This window comes from Shinella sp. WSC3-e (genome assembly GCF_945994535.1).
In the GTDB taxonomy this organism is placed as follows: domain Bacteria; phylum Pseudomonadota; class Alphaproteobacteria; order Rhizobiales; family Rhizobiaceae; genus Shinella; species Shinella yambaruensis.
On the sequence record NZ_OZ000530.1, the window covers coordinates 234,007 to 250,562 of the forward strand.

The following is a 16,556-nucleotide window of genomic DNA, read 5'->3' on the forward strand; positions in this document are numbered from 1 at the left end:
TCGTTGCTGGCGGGTTAAGGGGACGGGGCTGAAAGGTCAAGGGCTGCGGGTCGCGGGAGCGCGCAAGGACAGCATAATGCCGGACTGGCGGGCTGCACCCCTGCCGCGACGGTCTTCCCGCAAGCGGAGGGAAGGCAAGTGAGGAGAAGGAAGAGGAGGCCCGTATTCCCCGATCCCTGCGGTTCGATGGGGCGGGAAACCGGTTCCATCCTCCCCTTCGCCCCGCTTGCGGGGAGAAGGTCGCGGCAGCGGTATGAGGGGCAGGCCCGCGAATGGGTAGGGCACGGCCCCTACAGCGTCGCCGCGCCCTTTTCCTCGACGGTACGGCCGAGGGTTTCCAGCTCCGTATCGATCAGGTGCACGTCCTCGTACCAGCCGTCATCCTCCACCATGGCGCTCTCGGTGGCCGCGCGCTGGAGGGCGCGGGCTTCGGTGCGCAGCTTTTCCAGCTTGGCGATCTTCTCCTTGCGGGAAAGGCCGGTGTCGTTGCGGATTGCCTGCAGCTTCAATTCCATCGTGCTGACGGTCATCGGGAAACTCCTTGTTCGTTCCCCGAAGAACGCCCGCCCGGCCGATTCGTTCCGCGTGCCGTCCTACCGGATGGTTAGCAAAGCGGTAATGAAACGCGGCTAATGTTCACGCAATCAAAGGTTTCGGCAGCCCGTGGCGGGCCTGCCGGTGAAGCGAGGATTGTGTTTTGCGTATCCGTGTCTCGACCGCAATGACTGCGGCCGCCCTCATTCTTGCGCCCGTTTCCGCCCGTGCCGGCGAGGGCGGCTATTTCTGGTCCGGCGACTGGTATCTGAAGGTCGGCGCCGCCGGCTTCGCCGCGCCGCGCTACGAGGGGGCGAAAAAGTACCTGCTGCAGGTCACGCCGATGATCTCGCTCGGCAAGGCGGGCAGCACCGTCCGCTTCTCCTCGCGCAACGACAACCCGTCCTTCGCGCTGATCGACAATGGCGGCTTTCGAGCCGGCGCGACGGGAAAACTCGTCATGCCGCGCGACAAGGACGATTCGAAGGACCTGCGCGGCCTGACGCCCGTGAAGTTCGGCGGCGAGCTCGGCGCCTTCGCCGAAGCCTATCCGACGGAATGGCTGCGCGTGCGCGGCGAGGTGCGCCACGGCATCCGCAGCCATGACGGCATCGTCGCCGATATCGCGGCGGATGCCTTCGTCGACGTGCGCCCGGACGTGCGCGTGTCGGCCGGCCCGCGCGTGACGCTCGCCTCGAACGACTACATGGACACCTATTACGGCGTGAAGCCGAACCAGGTCGCCAAGTCCGGCCTCTCCGCCTACGATCCCGATGGCGGCATCCACTCGGTGGGCGCGGGCGCGGCCATCACCTGGCAGGTCAACGAGAAGATCGAGACGAGCGCCTTTGCCGAATACAAGCGCCTCGTCGGCGATGCCGCCAAGTCCAGCCTCGTCAAGGAGCGGGGCAGCCGCGACCAGGTGCTGATCGGCCTTTCCGCCACCTACAGGTTCGATTTCACGCTGCCGTAAATCCTTTCGGCCGCGCGGGCGCTCCTGCGGCGCGGTGCCGGCTTGACCGGCGCCGGGCGGCTTGCGATCTAGGGGCATGATCAGCTCTCCCTCCGATTCCGGCCGCGTCGCTGATGCGCCGTCGCGAAACTGGGTCTACCGCGTGCTGCCGCGCGCGGCCTGGCCCTATGCGCAGCTCGCCCGCTGGGACCGGCCGATCGGCTGGCAGCTGCTCCTCCTGCCCTGCCTCTGGTCGGCGGCGCTAGCGGCCAATGTCTCGGCGGCGATCGGCACCTTCGATCTTGCGCGCTTCGCCACGCAGCTCTTCCTCTTCTTCGTCGGGGCCGTCGCGATGCGCGGCGCCGGCTGCACCTATAACGATCTCGTCGATCACGAGATCGACCAGGCGGTCGCCCGCACCCGCTCGCGCCCGCTGCCGTCGGGCCGCGTCACGCGCCGGCAGGCGAAGGTCTTCATGGCGCTGCAGGCGCTCGTCGGCCTCGTCGTGCTGTTGCAGTTCAATCTCTTCACCATCGTGCTCGGCATCGCCTCGCTGGCGATCGTCGCGATCTATCCCTTCGCGAAGCGCTTCACCGACTGGCCGCAATTCTTCCTCGGCATGGCCTTCTCCTGGGGCGCGCTGATGGGCTGGGCGGCGGAATTTTCCGAGGTGTCGGCCGCCTCGCTGGCGCTCTACATCGCCGCCATCGCCTGGACCATCGGTTATGACACGATCTACGCCCATCAGGACAAGGAGGACGATGCGCTGATCGGCGTGCGCTCCACCGCGCGCCTCTTCGGCGAGAAGACCGCCGGGTGGCTCATCGGCCTCTACAGCCTGACGGTCGTGCTGATCGCGCTCTCCTTCTGGCTCGCCGGCATCGGCATCGTCGCCTGGCTCGGCCTCGGCGTGGCGGCCGCCATGCTCGCCTGGCAGATCGCCACGCTCGACATCGACGACCCGGAGCAGTGCCTGGCGCTCTTCAAGTTCAACGGCATCGTCGGCCTCTGCCTCTTCCTCGCGCTCACCATCGCCATCCCGTTCGCCTGATCAGCGGTGCCGCGGCCCGCGCGAGCCGGTCTGCGGGCGGTCCTGGCTGCGCCGGAGCGTCGTCGGGTGAAGGGCGATCTCGAAGCCGCGGCGCGGCGGGCGGGCACGCTCGACGATCGCGCTGTCGACGGTGCGGATGCGGCCGAGGAGGGTGGTGAAGAACTTTGCCATTGTGATCTGTCCCTTGCTTCGCGTTCCCAGGTAACGAACCCGGTGTGTTGAACGCTGTTTCCCATGCCGGGCGCGGGAAAAGTGTTCCCGGGGGAACAAGCGGGGGGACATGGAAAAGCCGGCCGCAGGAAACGGCCGGCTTTGCGCAGGTCATGGTGTCAAGGCTCAGCGCCGGGCGATGATCTCCCGGCCGTCGATCTTCATCTGCACGCCGAGCTTGCCCGTGGTGCGGCGCACCAGGAAGCGCGGGCGGCGGTCGGCGAAATAGGAGTGGCGGCGGCGGGGCTTGGCGGGGCGGCTGCCGACCGCCAGGTTGTCGTCGAGCGGCCGGGCGACGCCGTCGGCCTCGACCATCAGCATGGGGATGCGGTAGGCCTCGGCCCAGCTGCGCCAGTCGGCGGCGATGTCGCACAGGTCGTGCGCCACGAGCAGCGGGATGCACAGGCCCGGATCGTCATGGTGCAATTCGAGGGTGACGGTCACGTCGCCGTTGCCATGGTCGATGGCGCGGGCCGCGACGCCCTTGAAGGCGCGGGCCGGCAGGGCGATCGAGAGCGGCAGGCCGCTTGCGGGCAGGACCTTGCGCAGCACGGCGCCGCGTTCGTCGAGCGTGATGGTGGCGTCGGTTCCCTCGGTGCGCAGCTCGAATGTCACCTGCTGCGGAAAGCACTTGGGATCCAGCCGGAGCGTGGTGCCGGCCCAGGCCGGCTTGGAAACGGTATTCAGCATGTCTTTCGCCCTTGTTTTCCTTGAGAGCCGGTGCCCGGTCTTCTCATCGGGACTTTTCGTCCTCTGAGGGCGAGAATAGGCGCGCCCCCTTCCGAGCCGCTTAAAAATCGCGGTTAAGAAAACTTTGCAGCTCCTGATGGTTAGCAAAACCGCACGGGCTAGGGTTTAGGAGAGGTGAACGCCGGCGACAGGCCGGGACAAGCCTCGCGCGCGAGAGTGGCCTCCGATAAGCCTGCCCGCTTTGTCGAAAGAGACCCCTCCGATGCTGTCCACCTATACGAGCTACAACCTCATCGCGCGCGACATGCTGATGTCGCTGGACCGCACGGCGAGCGAGACGGTCACGGCCCGCGAAGCTGCGTACTACAAGGAAAACATCGGCAAGGTGAGCACCGTCGACGAGTTCCTCGCCGACTACCGGCTCTACTCCTATGCCATGAAGGCCTACGGCCTTGAGGACATGACCTATGCCACGGCCTTCATGCGCAAGGTGCTGGAGAGCGATCCGTCGGATACGGGCAGCTTCGTCAACCTCCTGACGGATTCGCGCTACCGCGAGTTCGCCACCGCCTTCAGCTTCGAGGCGTCCACCGCCACCGCACAGACCGAGGCGCAGCTCGACGCGGTCATCGGCCTCTATTCGGCGACCGCCGCCAATGCCGGTGCGGCGATCAAGGAGGAGACGCGGTACTACAATGCCGTCATCGACACGGTGACGAGCGTCGACCAGCTTCTGAACAACGACCGGCTGCGCAGCTACGTCTTCACGGCCTTCGGCATCGATCCGTCGACCTGGTCGCGCCAGACGATCCGCGGCGTGCTGGCGAGCGACCTCGACGACCCGGACAGCTATTTCAACACGCAGTTCGGCGCCAGGGCCGCGGCCGCCCAGACCGCCATCCAGGCCGCCAATGCCGAGCTGGCGACGCTTGAATCCAACGCGGCCAACGCGGCCCGCATCGCCGAGCTCAAGGCCGTGATCGTTCGCCAGAACGCCACCATCGCCAGCGCCGAGAAATACGCCACGCTCGCCAGCGCCTTCAATTTCGCCGCCGATGGTACGGCGGTGGCCGGCACGGTGCAGAATGCCGGCCAGAAGACCAGTACGACCGAGCTCTACACGCTCTCCAATCCGCGCACGACGTCGGCCGCCGCGCTGATCCACAGGGACTATTACGAAAGCCGGATCGCCAGCATCACGACGGCGAGCGAGCTGGCCGCCGATCCGCGCCTCGTCAGCTATATCAAGGTGGCCTTCGGCCTCGACAAGCTGTCGATCGTCAGCTCCACCATCGCCAATATCGTGACCAGCGATCCCGACCCGGACAACGCCGACAGCTACATCAACAAGTTCGGCGGGGCGGACAAGGAGGCCTATTTCGCCCTGCGCGCCGCGTTCAACTTCCAGGAGGACGGCACGTTGGCGCCCGGCGATGCGCCGCAGACCGCCGCCCAGACCGCGGCGGTCACCAGGGACTACATGAACCGCTACAACGACAAGGACGACGAGGCGGACGAACTGGCCATCAAGCGCTTCAAGAGCCAGATCGCCGCGGTGCAGACCGTGAGCGACTTCGTCGGCGAGGCGAGCGTCTACGACTTCGCGTTGAAGGCCTACGGCCTCGATCCGGCCAAGGTTTCGGCGCTGACGATCAAGAACGTGCTGAAGAGCGACCTCAACGACCCGAAGAGCTATGTGTACCGGCTGAAGGACGAACGCTTCGTGGAGTTCGCCAAGGCGTTCAATTTCGGGGCGGACGGCAACATCACCGCGCCGAAGCTGGTACAGTCGGAATCCGAGATCCTCGTCATGTCGCGCGCCTATGTGACCGCGAAATCCCGTTTCGGAACGGAAGATGACAAGACCTTGGCGGAGGAGGAGGCGAAATATTACTCCGCCCAGATGCAGAAGATCGACAGCGTCGAGGAATTCCTCTCCGACGCGCGCCTCGTCGCCTTCGTGCTGGTGGCGAACGGCATCGACACGGAAAGCGTCGACGCCGAATTCATGGCGAAGATCTTCACCTCCGATCTCGACGACCCCGACAGCTTCGCCAACCAGCAGCCCGACCGCGCCTTCCGCAGGATCGTCGCCTCGTTCAACTTCAATGCCGAGGGCCTGGTCATGCGGCCGGACGATGCGGAGATCCAGTCGCGCCGCGGCATCTACCAGACGGTCGACAGCTATGTGCGCCAGAAGCTGGAGGAGGATGCCGGCAACGACAATGCCGGCGTGCGCCTGGCGCTTTATTTCGAACGCAAGGCGGAAACGGTTTCGAGCCCCTACGACCTTCTGGCCGACGACGCGCTCTTCGAGGTCTTCAAGGTGCTCTACCAGCTGCCGGACGAGATCGCCAGCGCGGACGTCGATGCCCAGGCCGACATGATCGAGCGCTATCTCGAACTGAAGGACCTGCAGGATCCGGAGAAGGTCTCCAAGATGATCGTGAAGTTCTCCGTACTCTACGACCTTGAAAACCAGAGCACGACGGACCCGGCGCTGTCGGTGCTCACCAATTCTGGCTCGGCCGGCATCAGCGCCGATCTCATGATGTCGCTGGCGCAGCTGCGTACCGGCGGCTGACCGCTTGGAGCAATTCCAGCAAAAGCGCGGCGCGGTCTTGCGTCCGGAACTGCGTTAAACAAACAGACAGAGCGTTTTGCGATTCGAAGAAAGCGGAAATACTCTAGTTCCTGACGACCTTGCCGGGATTCATGATGCCGGCGGGGTCGAAGGCCCGCTTGACCCTTGCCATCAGGTCCATCTCGATCGGCGCGCGTATCGCCGCGAGCTCGTCGCGCTTCAACTGGCCGATGCCGTGCTCGGCGGAGATCGAACCGCCATGTTTCAGCACGATGCCGTGCACGAGGTCGTTGATCTCGCGCCAGCGGCCGAGGAAGGCCGCCGTGTCGGCGCCGACGGGCTGGGAGATGTTGTAGTGGATGTTGCCGTCGCCCATATGGCCGAAGGAGCAGATGCGCGCGCCGTCGATGGCCGCCATGACCGCCGCATCCGCCTCCGCCATGAAGGCCGGGACGGCCGAGACCGGCACGGAGACGTCGTGCTTGATCGAGCCGCCCTCCGGCTTCTGCGCCGGCGACATGCTCTCGCGCATGTGCCAGAGCGCCCGGCGCTGCTCTTCGCTCGCGGCGATCACCGCATCCTCGACCAGCCCCGCCTCGATGCCTTCGGCCAGCAGTGCCTCCATCATGCGCGCCGCCGTCTCCGGCGCGTCCGACGTCGAGATATCGACCAGCACGTACCAGTCGTGCCGGCTGGCGAGCGGGTCGCGCACGCCCGGAATGTGCCGCGTGGTGAAGTCGACGCCGAGCCGCGGCATCAGCTCGAAGCCGGTCAGCGCGGTGCCGCAGCGGCTGGAGGCGCGCTCGAAGAGGGTGAGCGCGTCCGCGACGGATTTCAGCCCGGCGAAGGCCACCTCGTGGCCGAGCGGCCGCGGGAAGAGTTTCAGCACCGCGCCGGTGATGACGCCGAGCGTGCCTTCCGCGCCGATGAAGAGGTCGCGCAGGTCGTAGCCCGTATTGTCCTTCTTCAGCCGGCGCAGGCCGTTCCAGACCTCGCCGGTCGGCAGCACGACTTCGAGGCCGAGGCAGAGCTGGCGCATGTTGCCATAGGCGAGCACAGCCGTGCCGCCGGCATTGGTGGAAAGGTTGCCGCCGATCTGGCAGGAGCCTTCCGAGCCGAGCGACAGCGGGAACAGCCGGTCCACCGCCTCCGCCGCCTCCTGGATCGTCGCAAGCACGCAGCCGCCGTCGGCGACGACGACATTGCCGACCGGATCGACATCGCGGATGCGGTTGAGCCGGGTGAGCGACAGCACGACATCCATCGCCCCCTCGCGGGGCGCCGCGCCCCCAACATGGCCCGTATTGCCGCCCTGCGGCACGATGGCCGTGCGTGTTTCGGTGGCGAGCGCCAGGATCTTCGAGACTTCTTCCACCGAGCCTGGCCGCAGTACGAGCGGTGAGGTGCCGTGATAGAGCCCCCGGCTTTCGACGAGGTAGGGGGCGATGTCGCGGTCCGCCGTCAGCGCATGGGCCGGGCCGGTGATGGCGGCGAAGCGATCGATGAGGTCGGGGGAAAGCGTCGCCTGGATCATGGCTCTGTCCTCGTTGGCGCCGTGCCGCAAGGGGCGGAACGGCCTGCATCGGAAACGGTGTGGAAACGCCTGAAGCATGGCGCGCAAGGTATGCAACGGTTTTGCGCCAACGGCATGCCGGAAATCAAGAGGGAAGGGTGCGCATCGAGCGGTCGCGATGCTGCCCCGGCGTTGTCCGGAACGGGAGAACGCACTTCGTTTCGGGGCGCCTAGCCGCGCGGGGCGGCGGCGCGCTGCAGGCGGTCGTTGATCGCCTCGCCGAGGCCGCGGGAGGGGATCGGTGCGAAGGCGATGGAGCGCGCGCCCGTTGCATCCGCCTGCTTCATGTAGCCGAAGAGGTTGGCGGCCGCCTCCGCGAGGTCGCCGGCGGGGCTGAGGTCCAGCACCAGCGCCGCATCGGCCTCGCCGGGCAGCGCCGTGCCGCCGAAGCGGATCAGCACCTCGCCGGGCGCCACGTCGCGCGCATCGAGCCGCACCGGCGCATCGGGCGCATAATGCGAGGCGAGCATGCCCGGCGCCTCGATCGCGGCGCCTGCCTTTTCGTTGCGCAGGACCGGCCGGCCGGTGACGCGCTCGACCTCGGCGGCATCCAGCCCGCCGGGTCTGAGCAGCCGGATCGTCTCGCCCTCGACCTTGAGGATGGTGGATTCCAGCCCCACGACCGCCGGTCCCGCATCCAGCACCAGCTCCAGCTTCGCGCCGAAATCCTCGGCGACGTGCCGGGCGGTGGTCGGGCTGATGCGGCCGGACGTGTTGGCGCTGGGGGCGGCGAGCGGCCGGCCGAAGGCCGAGAGCAGCCGGCTGGCGAAACCCTTGGGCACGCGGATGCCGATCGTGTCGAGCCCGGCGCGGGCAAGCGGATGGATGGCGCTTTCCGGCCGGATCGGCAGCACGAGCGTCAGCGGCCCCGGCCAGAAGGCCTCGGCGATCGCGCGCGACAGCGGATCGAAGACCGCATGCGCCTCGGCCATAGCAAGATCGGCCATGTGGCAGATCAGCGGATTGAAGCGCGGCCGGCCCTTCATCTCGTAGATGCGGGTGATGGCCAGCGGGTTGGTGGCGTCGGCGGCAAGGCCGTAGACCGTCTCGGTGGGAATGGCGACCGGCACGCCCCGGCCGAGCGCCTCGCAGGCCCGTGCCAGCGCCGCCTCCGCATCCGTCCGCGTATCCACGATGTCCGCCATGTCGCCCTTCCTTGTCCGGGCTTCCTTTACAGGGCTTTTCCGGCAAAAGCCAAGGGGCGCTGTCGCAAGGCCATCCTCGCCCCAACCCTTCCCGGCCGGCAAGGAATGGATGATCTGTCGGCCGTCCGGAAGGACCTGACGCGGCGGGGAAGGGGCTACAGCGCGCGGATGATCTTGCGCAGCGCCTCGTTGTGCGCGCCGAGCATCAGCACGTTCTTCATGGCGAGCTTGGGATCGTCGGTGCGGAAGAGCACGCCGTTGCCGCGCACCTTGCGGTCGATCTGCAGGCGGCCTTCCTCTTCGGCCGGCGTGATGGCGACGGCGAAGTACATGCGCTTCGCGGTCTTCGAGATATCGGCGAAGAACTGCTCCTCCTCGCCGATCTCGGCGAAGAAATTGGCCATGTAGAAGGCCCATTGCACGTTCTCGAATTCCGCGAAGCGGGAATTGGCGACGGTGATGTGGCAATAGCCGAGATGCGGCGTCTGGGCGAGCGTGCGGTGGAAGATCAGCTTGGGAAAGCGGATCGACTGGTGGAAGCCGTTGATGCGGTCATGCGTCACGTTGCCGGCATTTTCCAGCTTGCGGCCGGTGCGCTCGGCCACTTCCTGATAGGTGAGGTAACGCTTCTCGCTCGGGCTCCAGGGGAGGTTCCGGTCGATGCGGCCGGTGCGCAGGAATTCGGTATGCACCGCCGGCTTCGGCTGGTTCGCACGCTTGTAGGCGACCGCGTCGTAATAACGGAACTTGGTTTGCTGCACGCGCCGGTACTCCATCCTCGCGCTTCCCTGCGGGCAAGTTTATGGAAACCGCGTTAAGCATTCCTTGCCGGGGCGCTCCCGTTTCCTTTGGCGCGTCGGGTCGCAATATGGCAAATGTGGCAGCCCGGCGACCGGCCTGCCTCCAATGCGGTCAGCGTGCCCGTTTATTTTGCATAATCGATTGAAATATATGCAATATTGTGAAGGAAAACTCGGGCTCCCGCTGTTTTCCTCCTGTCGTCAAATCGGAATGGCATGTCGCTTTCTGGCATGTCATTCGCCGATTCTTGCGCTTAGATAAGGACACTCGAGGTGCCGCCCGAAAAGGCGGAGAATTGGGAAGCCGGTTGAAATCCGGCGCTGCCCCCGCAACGGTGTTGGAGAAAACGCGGCAGGACGCCACTGGACAAGATGTCCGGGAAGGCGCCGCGATGGTTCGCAAGGACGCTCCTCAGCCCGGAAACCAGCCTTGGGCAACGATCGTGACTGGCTGCGGCGGGCGGCCGGGAAGCGTGCAGTCCGTGCGCCTTGCGCCCGGACGCCGTCTCCTTCCGTGCGCCGTATCCCCAATTTGCAATCCGAGGATCCGGCATGGACATTCGCAGCGACGTGCTCCGCAAGCTCAAGAACCGGCGCGAGGGCCATAGCCTCGAGCAGGCCTTCTACATCGACCCCGACCATTACAAGCTGGACCTGGAGACGATCTGGTACCGCGACTGGCTGTTCGTCGGCCATGACTGCGAGATCCCGAAGGCCGGCAACTATTTTACCGTGCAGATCGGCGATTATCCCGTGGTCATCACCCGCGACCGCACGGGCACCGTGCGCGCCCTGCACAATTCCTGCCGCCACCGCGGCTCGCGCGTTTGCACGCAGCACAGGGGCTCCTCGGCCAAGCTCGTCTGTCCCTACCACCAGTGGACCTACGAGCTGGACGGTTCGCTGCTCTTCGCCCGCCACATGGCGGAGGATTTCGACAAGAGCCAGCATGGCCTGAAACGGGTGCACTGCGAGACCGTCGGCGGCTACATCTTCCTCTGCCTGGCCGACGAGGCCCCCGATTTCGCGCCGTTCCGCGCAGCGGTCGAGCCCTATCTCGGCCGCCATCGCCTCGGCGAGACGAAGGTCGCCTTCGAAAGCACGATCGTCGAGAAGGGCAACTGGAAGCTCGTCTGGGAGAACAACCGCGAGTGCTACCATTGCGCCGCCAACCATCCCGAACTCTGCCGCACCTACCCCGAGGCGCCGACCGCGACGGGCGTACAGGGCGCCAAGGACGATCCGGTCATCGCCGCGCACTGGGAAAAGTGCGAGGCGGCGGGCCTGCCGAGCGAATTCAGGATGTCGCCGACCGGCCAGTTCCGTGCCGCGCGCATGCCGCTCATCCAGGATGCCGAGAGCTACACCATGTCCGGGGCCAGGGCCGTCCAGCGCCCCCTATCCAATGAGGTGCTGGAAAGCCACATCGGCACGCTGCTGCTCTTCCACTATCCGACGACATGGAACCATGTGCTCGCCGATCACGCCATCACCTTCCGCGTCCTGCCGCTCGGTCCCGAACTGACGCAGGTCACGACGAAATGGCTCGTCAGCAAGGACGCCGTCGAGGGGGTCGACTATCGTCTGGACGAGCTCACCCATGTCTGGACCGAGACGAACGATCAGGACCGGCGGATCGTCGAGGAAAACGCCTTCGGCATCCGCTCGCCGGCCTACCAGCCCGGCCCCTATTCGCCGGAGGACGAGGGCGGCGTCATGCAGTTCGTCGAATGGTATACGAATTTCATGATCGACCGGCTCGACGGCGGCAGGAAGCCGCTCTCGCGGGTGGCCTGACATGACGATCGCCAGCCATTTCCGCCACTTCGACGAGCTTCATCCGTGGAACGATCGCCAGCACATGCTGGAATGCATCGCCGCCACGGTGGAGACATCGGACGTGATGACCTTCACCTTCCGCTCCGATCGCGACAACTGGTTCCGCTACCTGCCGGGCCAGTTCGTCACGCTGGAACTGCCGGTGTCGGAAGACGAGCCCGTGATGCGGACCTACACGCTCTCCTCGACGCCCTCGCGCCCCTTCTCCGTTTCCGTGACGGTGAAGGCGCAGAAGAACTCGATCGGCACGCGCTGGATGTTCGACACCCTGCGCCCCGGCATGCGGCTGAAGGCCTTCGGCCCGCTCGGCGACTTTTCCTTCGTGCGCTATCCCGCCGAAAAATACCTCTTCATCTCGGCCGGCTCCGGCGTCACGCCGATGATGTCGATGACGCGCTGGATGTCGGATTGCGCCCCGCAGTCCGATGTCGCCTTCGTCACCTGTGCCCGCAAGCCCGAAGACCTCCTGTTCAAGGCGGAGCTGGAATGCCTCGCCGCGCAGATGCCGAAGCTGGCGCTCGGCTTCGTCGTGGAAGGGCACAATCCGCGCGACGGCTGGCACGGCCTGCGCGGCCGCATCGACGCCGCCCGTCTCTCGCTTCTGGCGCCCGACTTCCGCGAGCGCACCGTCTTCTGCTGCGGCCCGGAGCCCTTCATGCGCGGCGTGCGCGATATGCTGAAGGTCTGCGGCTTCAACATGGAGCGTTACCACGAGGAGAGCTTCCAGCCGGCCGCCGCCCCCGCGCCCGAGGAGATCGCCATCCGCGCCGGTGCCGGCGAGCAGGAGGTGGATGCCAACGCCGTTGTGACCGTCACCTTCACCATGGCTGGCAAGGACGCCAAATGTCCGCCGGGCCAGACGATCCTGCAGACGGCCCGCGCTGCCGGCGTGCGCATCGGCGCAGCCTGCGAGGGTGGCCTGTGCGGCACCTGCCGGGTCATGAAGGTCTCGGGCGAGGTCGACATGCGCCACAATGGCGGCATCCTCGACGACGAGATCGAGGAGGGCTACATCCTCGCCTGCTGCTCGCGGCCCATCGGCGACGTGCAGATCGAGGCGTAGGAGCGGAGCCTCAGAAATCCTGGTAGTTCAGCGGCGTGACCTCCACCAGGCGGCGGCCGAGCGTTGTGGTCGCGGTGCCTTTCGCCATGATGCCGGCGCGCACCTCGGCCGTCACGGCGACGGGGAAAGACGCCGTCGCGCCCGAGGCGAGCGTGACGGCGCCGGCCGTCTGCGCGGCGGTGCCGGCCTCGGCTTCGGCCGTCACCGTGGCCTTGAAGGCGCCGCCTGCCGGGATGGAGGCGGTGAGCATCCCGTCGAGGGGCTCGAAGGGCTTTTCCGGCAGCAGCCCGCCGAAGGCCCAGGCCTTGCCGAGCGCCGCCTTGGTCATCGGCGCCACGTTGACGTCGATATCCGTCAGCGCGCCCTTTACCCGGTAGGGGCAGCGCCGCTTCGAGCAGTTGACGCCGGCGGAGAACTGCCAGAGCGCGTAGCTGTCCCAGTTGCCCATCGGGAAGGCGTCCTCGATGCCGGGCTTGTAGCGGGCGTACCAGAGCGGCAGGCGCGAGAGGATGCGGTATGTGTCGCGGTTGAGCGCGATGTGCCGGGCGGTCGAATGGTTGGTGTAAAGCACCGGATAGCGGCCCGTGCGCGTCTTGATATGGCCGGCGAAGACCTGCGCATCCGCAAGCGACATGTAGTTGTCCGGATCGATGCCCTCGATGTCCAGCACCATCATCTCGTCGTCCTGCGGATTGGCGTAGTTGAGGAAATGATTGGCCTGGTCGACAGGATTGCCCGGCCGGGCGAGGTGATAGGCGCCCCAGAGCAGCCCTTTCGACCGGGCGAGCAGCCGGCGCGTCTGGTAGAGTTCGCGGCTCACCGCGTATTTGCGCCACATGGTCTTGCAATGCGCCACCGTGTCGCCGCCATGCTCGCCCTTGCAGCTGAAACTCTCGGGCAGGCCGTCGGAAGCCTTGGAGATGAAGCCGGCGATGCGGCTGTCGGAGAGCATTTCCGACCAGTCGATCTCGTTCAGCTCATAGGCGTCGATGACGATGGCGTTCTCGGGTTTCTTCCATGGTTCCACATAGGCCGCGCTGGCGGAGAAGGGCAGGCCCGCCAGAAGGAGAAGGGCGGCCAGGCCGGAACGATGCTTCGGGTTCATGGACGCTCCTGTTCGATTCCTGTGCCTCCGCAAGCGGCCATGGTGGACGAAGCATGGTTAACGGACGGCTAACGCGCGCAAGGCTGCGCGAAGGCGCTTCGGCAGCCATTGAATCAGGAGTGGGGAGACCGCATATGGAACGAAAGGGACTTTTGTGCGTTTCGCGTTCAAATTGCCGTTCGAGCAACAGTCGAAAGGCACTGTTAGGGAGAAGTGTCATGAGGTTTCTCAACAAATGCCTGGCCGTGGCCATGTCGGCGCTCTTCGCCGCGACACCGGTCGTGCCGGCAGGCGCCATGCCGCTTGCCGTTCCGAAGGCCCAGCCGGTCACCACGACCGGCGGCGGCGACGTGCAGCTTGTGCGCGATGGCGAGCGTCCGTTCTGGCTGAAGCGCAACTTCCGCTTCGACGGGAATTCGCGCGACGTCCGGCGCAACTACAACCGCCTGGGAACGCGCGAGCGCAACCGCCGGATCGAGCGTGCCTGGAACGGCGACAGCGGCTGGCGTGACAATCGCCGCTACCGCTATCGCGACCGGGATGTCGGCTGGCGTGACCGGGGCGACCGCTACGGCTGGTATCGCGGCCATCGCGGTTACCGCTACCAGCGCCCGGGCTATCGCTACCATGACGGTTTCTGGTTCCCGCTCGCCGCTTTCGGCGTCGGCACCATCATCGGCGGTGCGATCGCCAACGACCGGACCTATGTCGGCGGCGGCAGCGCGCATGTGAACTGGTGCGCCAACCGCTACCGTTCCTACAGGGCCTACGACAACACGTTCCAGCCCTATAACGGGCCGCGTCGCCAGTGCATCTCGCCCTATAGCTGATGGGTGATCCCCTGCGTGCCGGATGGTCCCCCCGGCACCTGGAACGGGCTGACCGGTCATCGACCGGCCGGCCCGTTTCCGTTTGCGCCGGTCTGATTGCCGGTCTAATCACATTGACGTTTACGTAAAAATCAATAATCTGCCGACAACACGTCGCTCCGCCAGCCGGGCAGGGCGGCCGGGAGGAGGATAGAGATGTACAAGGCGCCGGTCGAGGAGATTGCATTCACGCTGAAGCATGTGGCGGGGCTTGCGCCCGCGCTGGAAGGCGGCCACCTCGGCGAGCTGACGGACGACCTCGTCGATGCCATCCTCTCCGAAGCCGGGCGGTTCGCCACCGAGGAGGTGGCCCCGCTCGCCGAGATCGGCGACAGGCAGGGTGCCCGCCTTGTCGATGGCGCGGTGAAGATGCCCGACGGCTGGCCGGCGCTCTACAAGGCCTGGGCGGAGGGCGGCTGGAACTCGCTGACGGCCTCGCCCGAATTCGGCGGGCAGGGCCTGCCGCATATGCTGCATGTCGCCGCGCTCGAAATGTGGAACAGCGGCTCCATGGCGTTTGCGATCGGCCCGACGCTGACGATCGGCGCTATCGAGGCGCTGGCGGCGCATGGCTCGGACCACCTGAAGTCCACCTATCTGCCGAAGATGGTGTCGGGCGAATGGATGGGCTCGATGAACCTCACCGAGCCCCATGCCGGCTCGGACCTCGGCGTGATGAAGACCCGCGCCGAGCGCCGCGGCGACGGCACCTATCGCCTCTTCGGCCAGAAGATCTTCATTACCTATGGCGAGCACGATTTCACCGACAACATCGTGCATCTGGTGCTCGCCCGCCTGCCGGATGCGCCCGCCGGCACGCGCGGCATCTCGCTCTTCCTCGTGCCGAAGTTCCTCGTCAATGACGATGGTTCGCTTGGGTCTCGCAACGACGCCCATTGCCATTCCATCGAGCACAAGCTCGGCATCCACGGCTCGCCCACCTGCACGATGATCTACGGCGACGGCCGCTTCGGCGACGAGCCGGGCGCCATCGGCTGGCTGGTCGGCGAGGAGAACCGGGGGCTTGCCTGCATGTTCACCATGATGAACAACGCCCGCCTTGCCGTCGGCATGCAGGGCGTGGCGATCGCGGAAGCGGCGACGCAGAAGGCGATCGCCTATGCAAAGGAGCGCACGCAGGGCAAGGCGCCCGGCTGGCAGGGATCGGGACAAGGTTCGGGCCAAGGTTCAGGCCAAGGTTCGGGCATGAGCCCGATCATCGAGCATCCCGACGTCGCCCGCATGCTTCTGACCATGAAGGCGCTGACCCAGGGCGCCCGCGCCATCACCTATGCCTGCGCCCACGCCGTCGACATGAGCCACGGCGCGGAGGCGAAGCACTGGGCCGAGCGCGCGAGCCTGCTCACCCCCATCGCCAAGAGCTTCGCCACCGATGCCGGCGTCGACGTCGCCTCGCTCGGCGTGCAGGTGCATGGCGGCATGGGCTTCATCGAGGAGACGGGCGCGGCCCGCCTCTATCGCGACGCCCGCATCGCGCCGATCTACGAGGGCACCAACGGCATCCAGGCCATCGACCTCGTCACGCGCAAGCTGCCGCTTTCGGACGGCGACCATCTGCGCGGCTTCATCGCCGAACTGCGGGAGATCGCGGCAAGGGCCGGGCAGGCGAATGCGCCGGCCCTCGGCGAGACCGCATCCCGCCTTAAGGCCGCCATCGCAGACCTTGAGGCGGCGAGCGAATGGCTGCTCGCCGCGCTGGCGGAAGGCCGGCAGGCCGAGGCGCTCGCCGGCGCCACGCCTTACCAGCGCCTCTTCGGCCTGGTCCTGACCGGCGCCTATCTCGCCAAGGGCGCGCTCGCTGACGGCGGCGACGGCCGCAACGGCGAACGCGCCGCGCTATGCCGCTTCGCCGCGGAGAATATCATCGGCGAGACGACGGCGCTGCGGGACCGGGTGGTCTCCGGTGCCGGGAGCCTGGAAGCCGCGCGCGTGGTTCTGGGATAGGAACGCTTGGGCTGCCAACGAAGTGAGAGACTGTAGCTGCCGGCCCCCCCCTCTGCCCTGCCGGGCATCTCCCCCTCAAGGAGGGAGATTGGTTGGGGCCGCCGTTTCGCCCATCTTCGGCGTTGCCGGTTGAGCGAGGTTCTCGCGTCCTGCTGATCTCCCCCCCCTTGAGGGGG

The 16,556-nt window shown here is 66.5% G+C and carries 14 protein-coding genes and 1 riboswitch; of the genes, 7 read left to right on the plus strand and 7 right to left on the minus strand.

Translation table 11 applies throughout. The features are described 5' to 3' along the window. Nucleotides 1–290: 290 nt before the first annotated feature. Nucleotides 291–530: a hypothetical protein gene (locus tag AABF56_RS01105; protein WP_064329254.1), complete on the minus strand. Its 240-nt coding sequence runs from the start codon at nt 528–530 to the stop codon at nt 291–293. A gap of 167 nt (nt 531–697) precedes the next feature. On the opposite strand from AABF56_RS01105, the gene AABF56_RS01110 reads away from it, so the two are divergent. Together AABF56_RS01110 and ubiA are read left to right on the plus strand one after the other, a co-directional pair. Further along, nucleotides 698–1,507: a MipA/OmpV family protein gene (locus tag AABF56_RS01110; protein ID WP_272804621.1), complete on the plus strand. Its 810-nt coding sequence runs from the start codon at nt 698–700 to the stop codon at nt 1,505–1,507. 76 nt (nt 1,508–1,583) lie between these two features. Then, nucleotides 1,584–2,537: a 4-hydroxybenzoate octaprenyltransferase gene (gene ubiA / locus AABF56_RS01115; protein ID WP_272804622.1), complete on the plus strand. Its 954-nt coding sequence runs from the start codon at nt 1,584–1,586 to the stop codon at nt 2,535–2,537. Here the strand turns inward: ubiA and AABF56_RS01120 are convergent, their stop codons facing one another. Together AABF56_RS01120 and AABF56_RS01125 are read right to left on the minus strand one after the other, a co-directional pair. Further along, nucleotides 2,538–2,708 carry a hypothetical protein gene (locus AABF56_RS01120; RefSeq protein WP_244767849.1) on the minus strand — a complete coding sequence of 57 codons (171 nt, stop codon included), beginning with the start codon at nt 2,706–2,708 and terminating at the stop codon, nt 2,538–2,540. 165 nt (nt 2,709–2,873) lie between these two features. After that, nucleotides 2,874–3,437 (minus strand): DUF6101 family protein, encoded by a 564-nt coding sequence (locus AABF56_RS01125; protein WP_272804623.1) that lies wholly within the window; start codon nt 3,435–3,437, stop codon nt 2,874–2,876. Between the two features lie 262 nt (nt 3,438–3,699). On the opposite strand from AABF56_RS01125, the gene AABF56_RS01130 reads away from it, so the two are divergent. After that, nucleotides 3,700–6,021: a DUF1217 domain-containing protein gene (locus tag AABF56_RS01130; RefSeq protein WP_272804624.1), complete on the plus strand. Its 2,322-nt coding sequence runs from the start codon at nt 3,700–3,702 to the stop codon at nt 6,019–6,021. A 103-nt stretch (nt 6,022–6,124) separates the two neighbouring features. Here AABF56_RS01130 and AABF56_RS01135 read toward each other — a convergent pair whose 3' ends face one another. The 3 genes from AABF56_RS01135 to AABF56_RS01145 all read right to left on the minus strand — a co-directional run bounded on the left by AABF56_RS01135 (nt 6,125) and on the right by AABF56_RS01145 (nt 9,500). Beyond that, the gene (locus AABF56_RS01135) at nt 6,125–7,555 is read right to left on the minus strand and encodes an FAD-binding oxidoreductase (protein WP_244767846.1); all 1,431 of its coding nucleotides are present in this window, start codon (nt 7,553–7,555) and stop codon (nt 6,125–6,127) included. Nucleotides 7,556–7,764: 209 nt separating this feature from the next. Next, entirely contained in the window at nt 7,765–8,739 is a 975-nt protein-coding gene (locus AABF56_RS01140; protein ID WP_272804625.1) for an L-threonylcarbamoyladenylate synthase, read from the minus strand. A 155-nt stretch (nt 8,740–8,894) separates the two neighbouring features. Then, nucleotides 8,895–9,500 (minus strand): DUF6656 family protein, encoded by a 606-nt coding sequence (locus AABF56_RS01145; RefSeq protein ID WP_244767844.1) that lies wholly within the window; start codon nt 9,498–9,500, stop codon nt 8,895–8,897. Between the two features lie 293 nt (nt 9,501–9,793). Continuing rightward, a riboswitch (cobalamin riboswitch) is annotated at nt 9,794–9,986 on the plus strand. Nucleotides 9,987–10,091: 105 nt separating this feature from the next. On the opposite strand from AABF56_RS01145, the gene AABF56_RS01150 reads away from it, so the two are divergent. After that, nucleotides 10,092–11,336, plus strand: a complete 1,245-nt coding sequence (locus AABF56_RS01150; RefSeq protein WP_272804626.1) for an aromatic ring-hydroxylating oxygenase subunit alpha — start codon at nt 10,092–10,094, stop codon at nt 11,334–11,336. 1 nt (nt 11,337) lies between these two features. Beyond that, nucleotides 11,338–12,441 (plus strand): hybrid-cluster NAD(P)-dependent oxidoreductase, encoded by a 1,104-nt coding sequence (locus AABF56_RS01155; protein WP_272804627.1) that lies wholly within the window; start codon nt 11,338–11,340, stop codon nt 12,439–12,441. 10 nt (nt 12,442–12,451) lie between these two features. Here AABF56_RS01155 and AABF56_RS01160 read toward each other — a convergent pair whose 3' ends face one another. Further along, complete coding sequence (locus tag AABF56_RS01160) at nt 12,452–13,546, minus strand: glycoside hydrolase family 25 protein (RefSeq protein ID WP_272804628.1); 1,095 nt, start codon at nt 13,544–13,546, stop codon at nt 12,452–12,454. A gap of 218 nt (nt 13,547–13,764) precedes the next feature. Here AABF56_RS01160 and AABF56_RS01165 point away from each other — a divergent pair, with 218 nt between their 5' ends. Next, entirely contained in the window at nt 13,765–14,376 is a 612-nt protein-coding gene (locus AABF56_RS01165) for a BA14K family protein (protein ID WP_244767840.1), read from the plus strand. Nucleotides 14,377–14,571: 195 nt separating this feature from the next. After that, nucleotides 14,572–16,380: an acyl-CoA dehydrogenase gene (locus tag AABF56_RS01170; protein ID WP_272804629.1), complete on the plus strand. Its 1,809-nt coding sequence runs from the start codon at nt 14,572–14,574 to the stop codon at nt 16,378–16,380. The last annotated feature ends 176 nt before the right edge of the window (nt 16,381–16,556 follow it).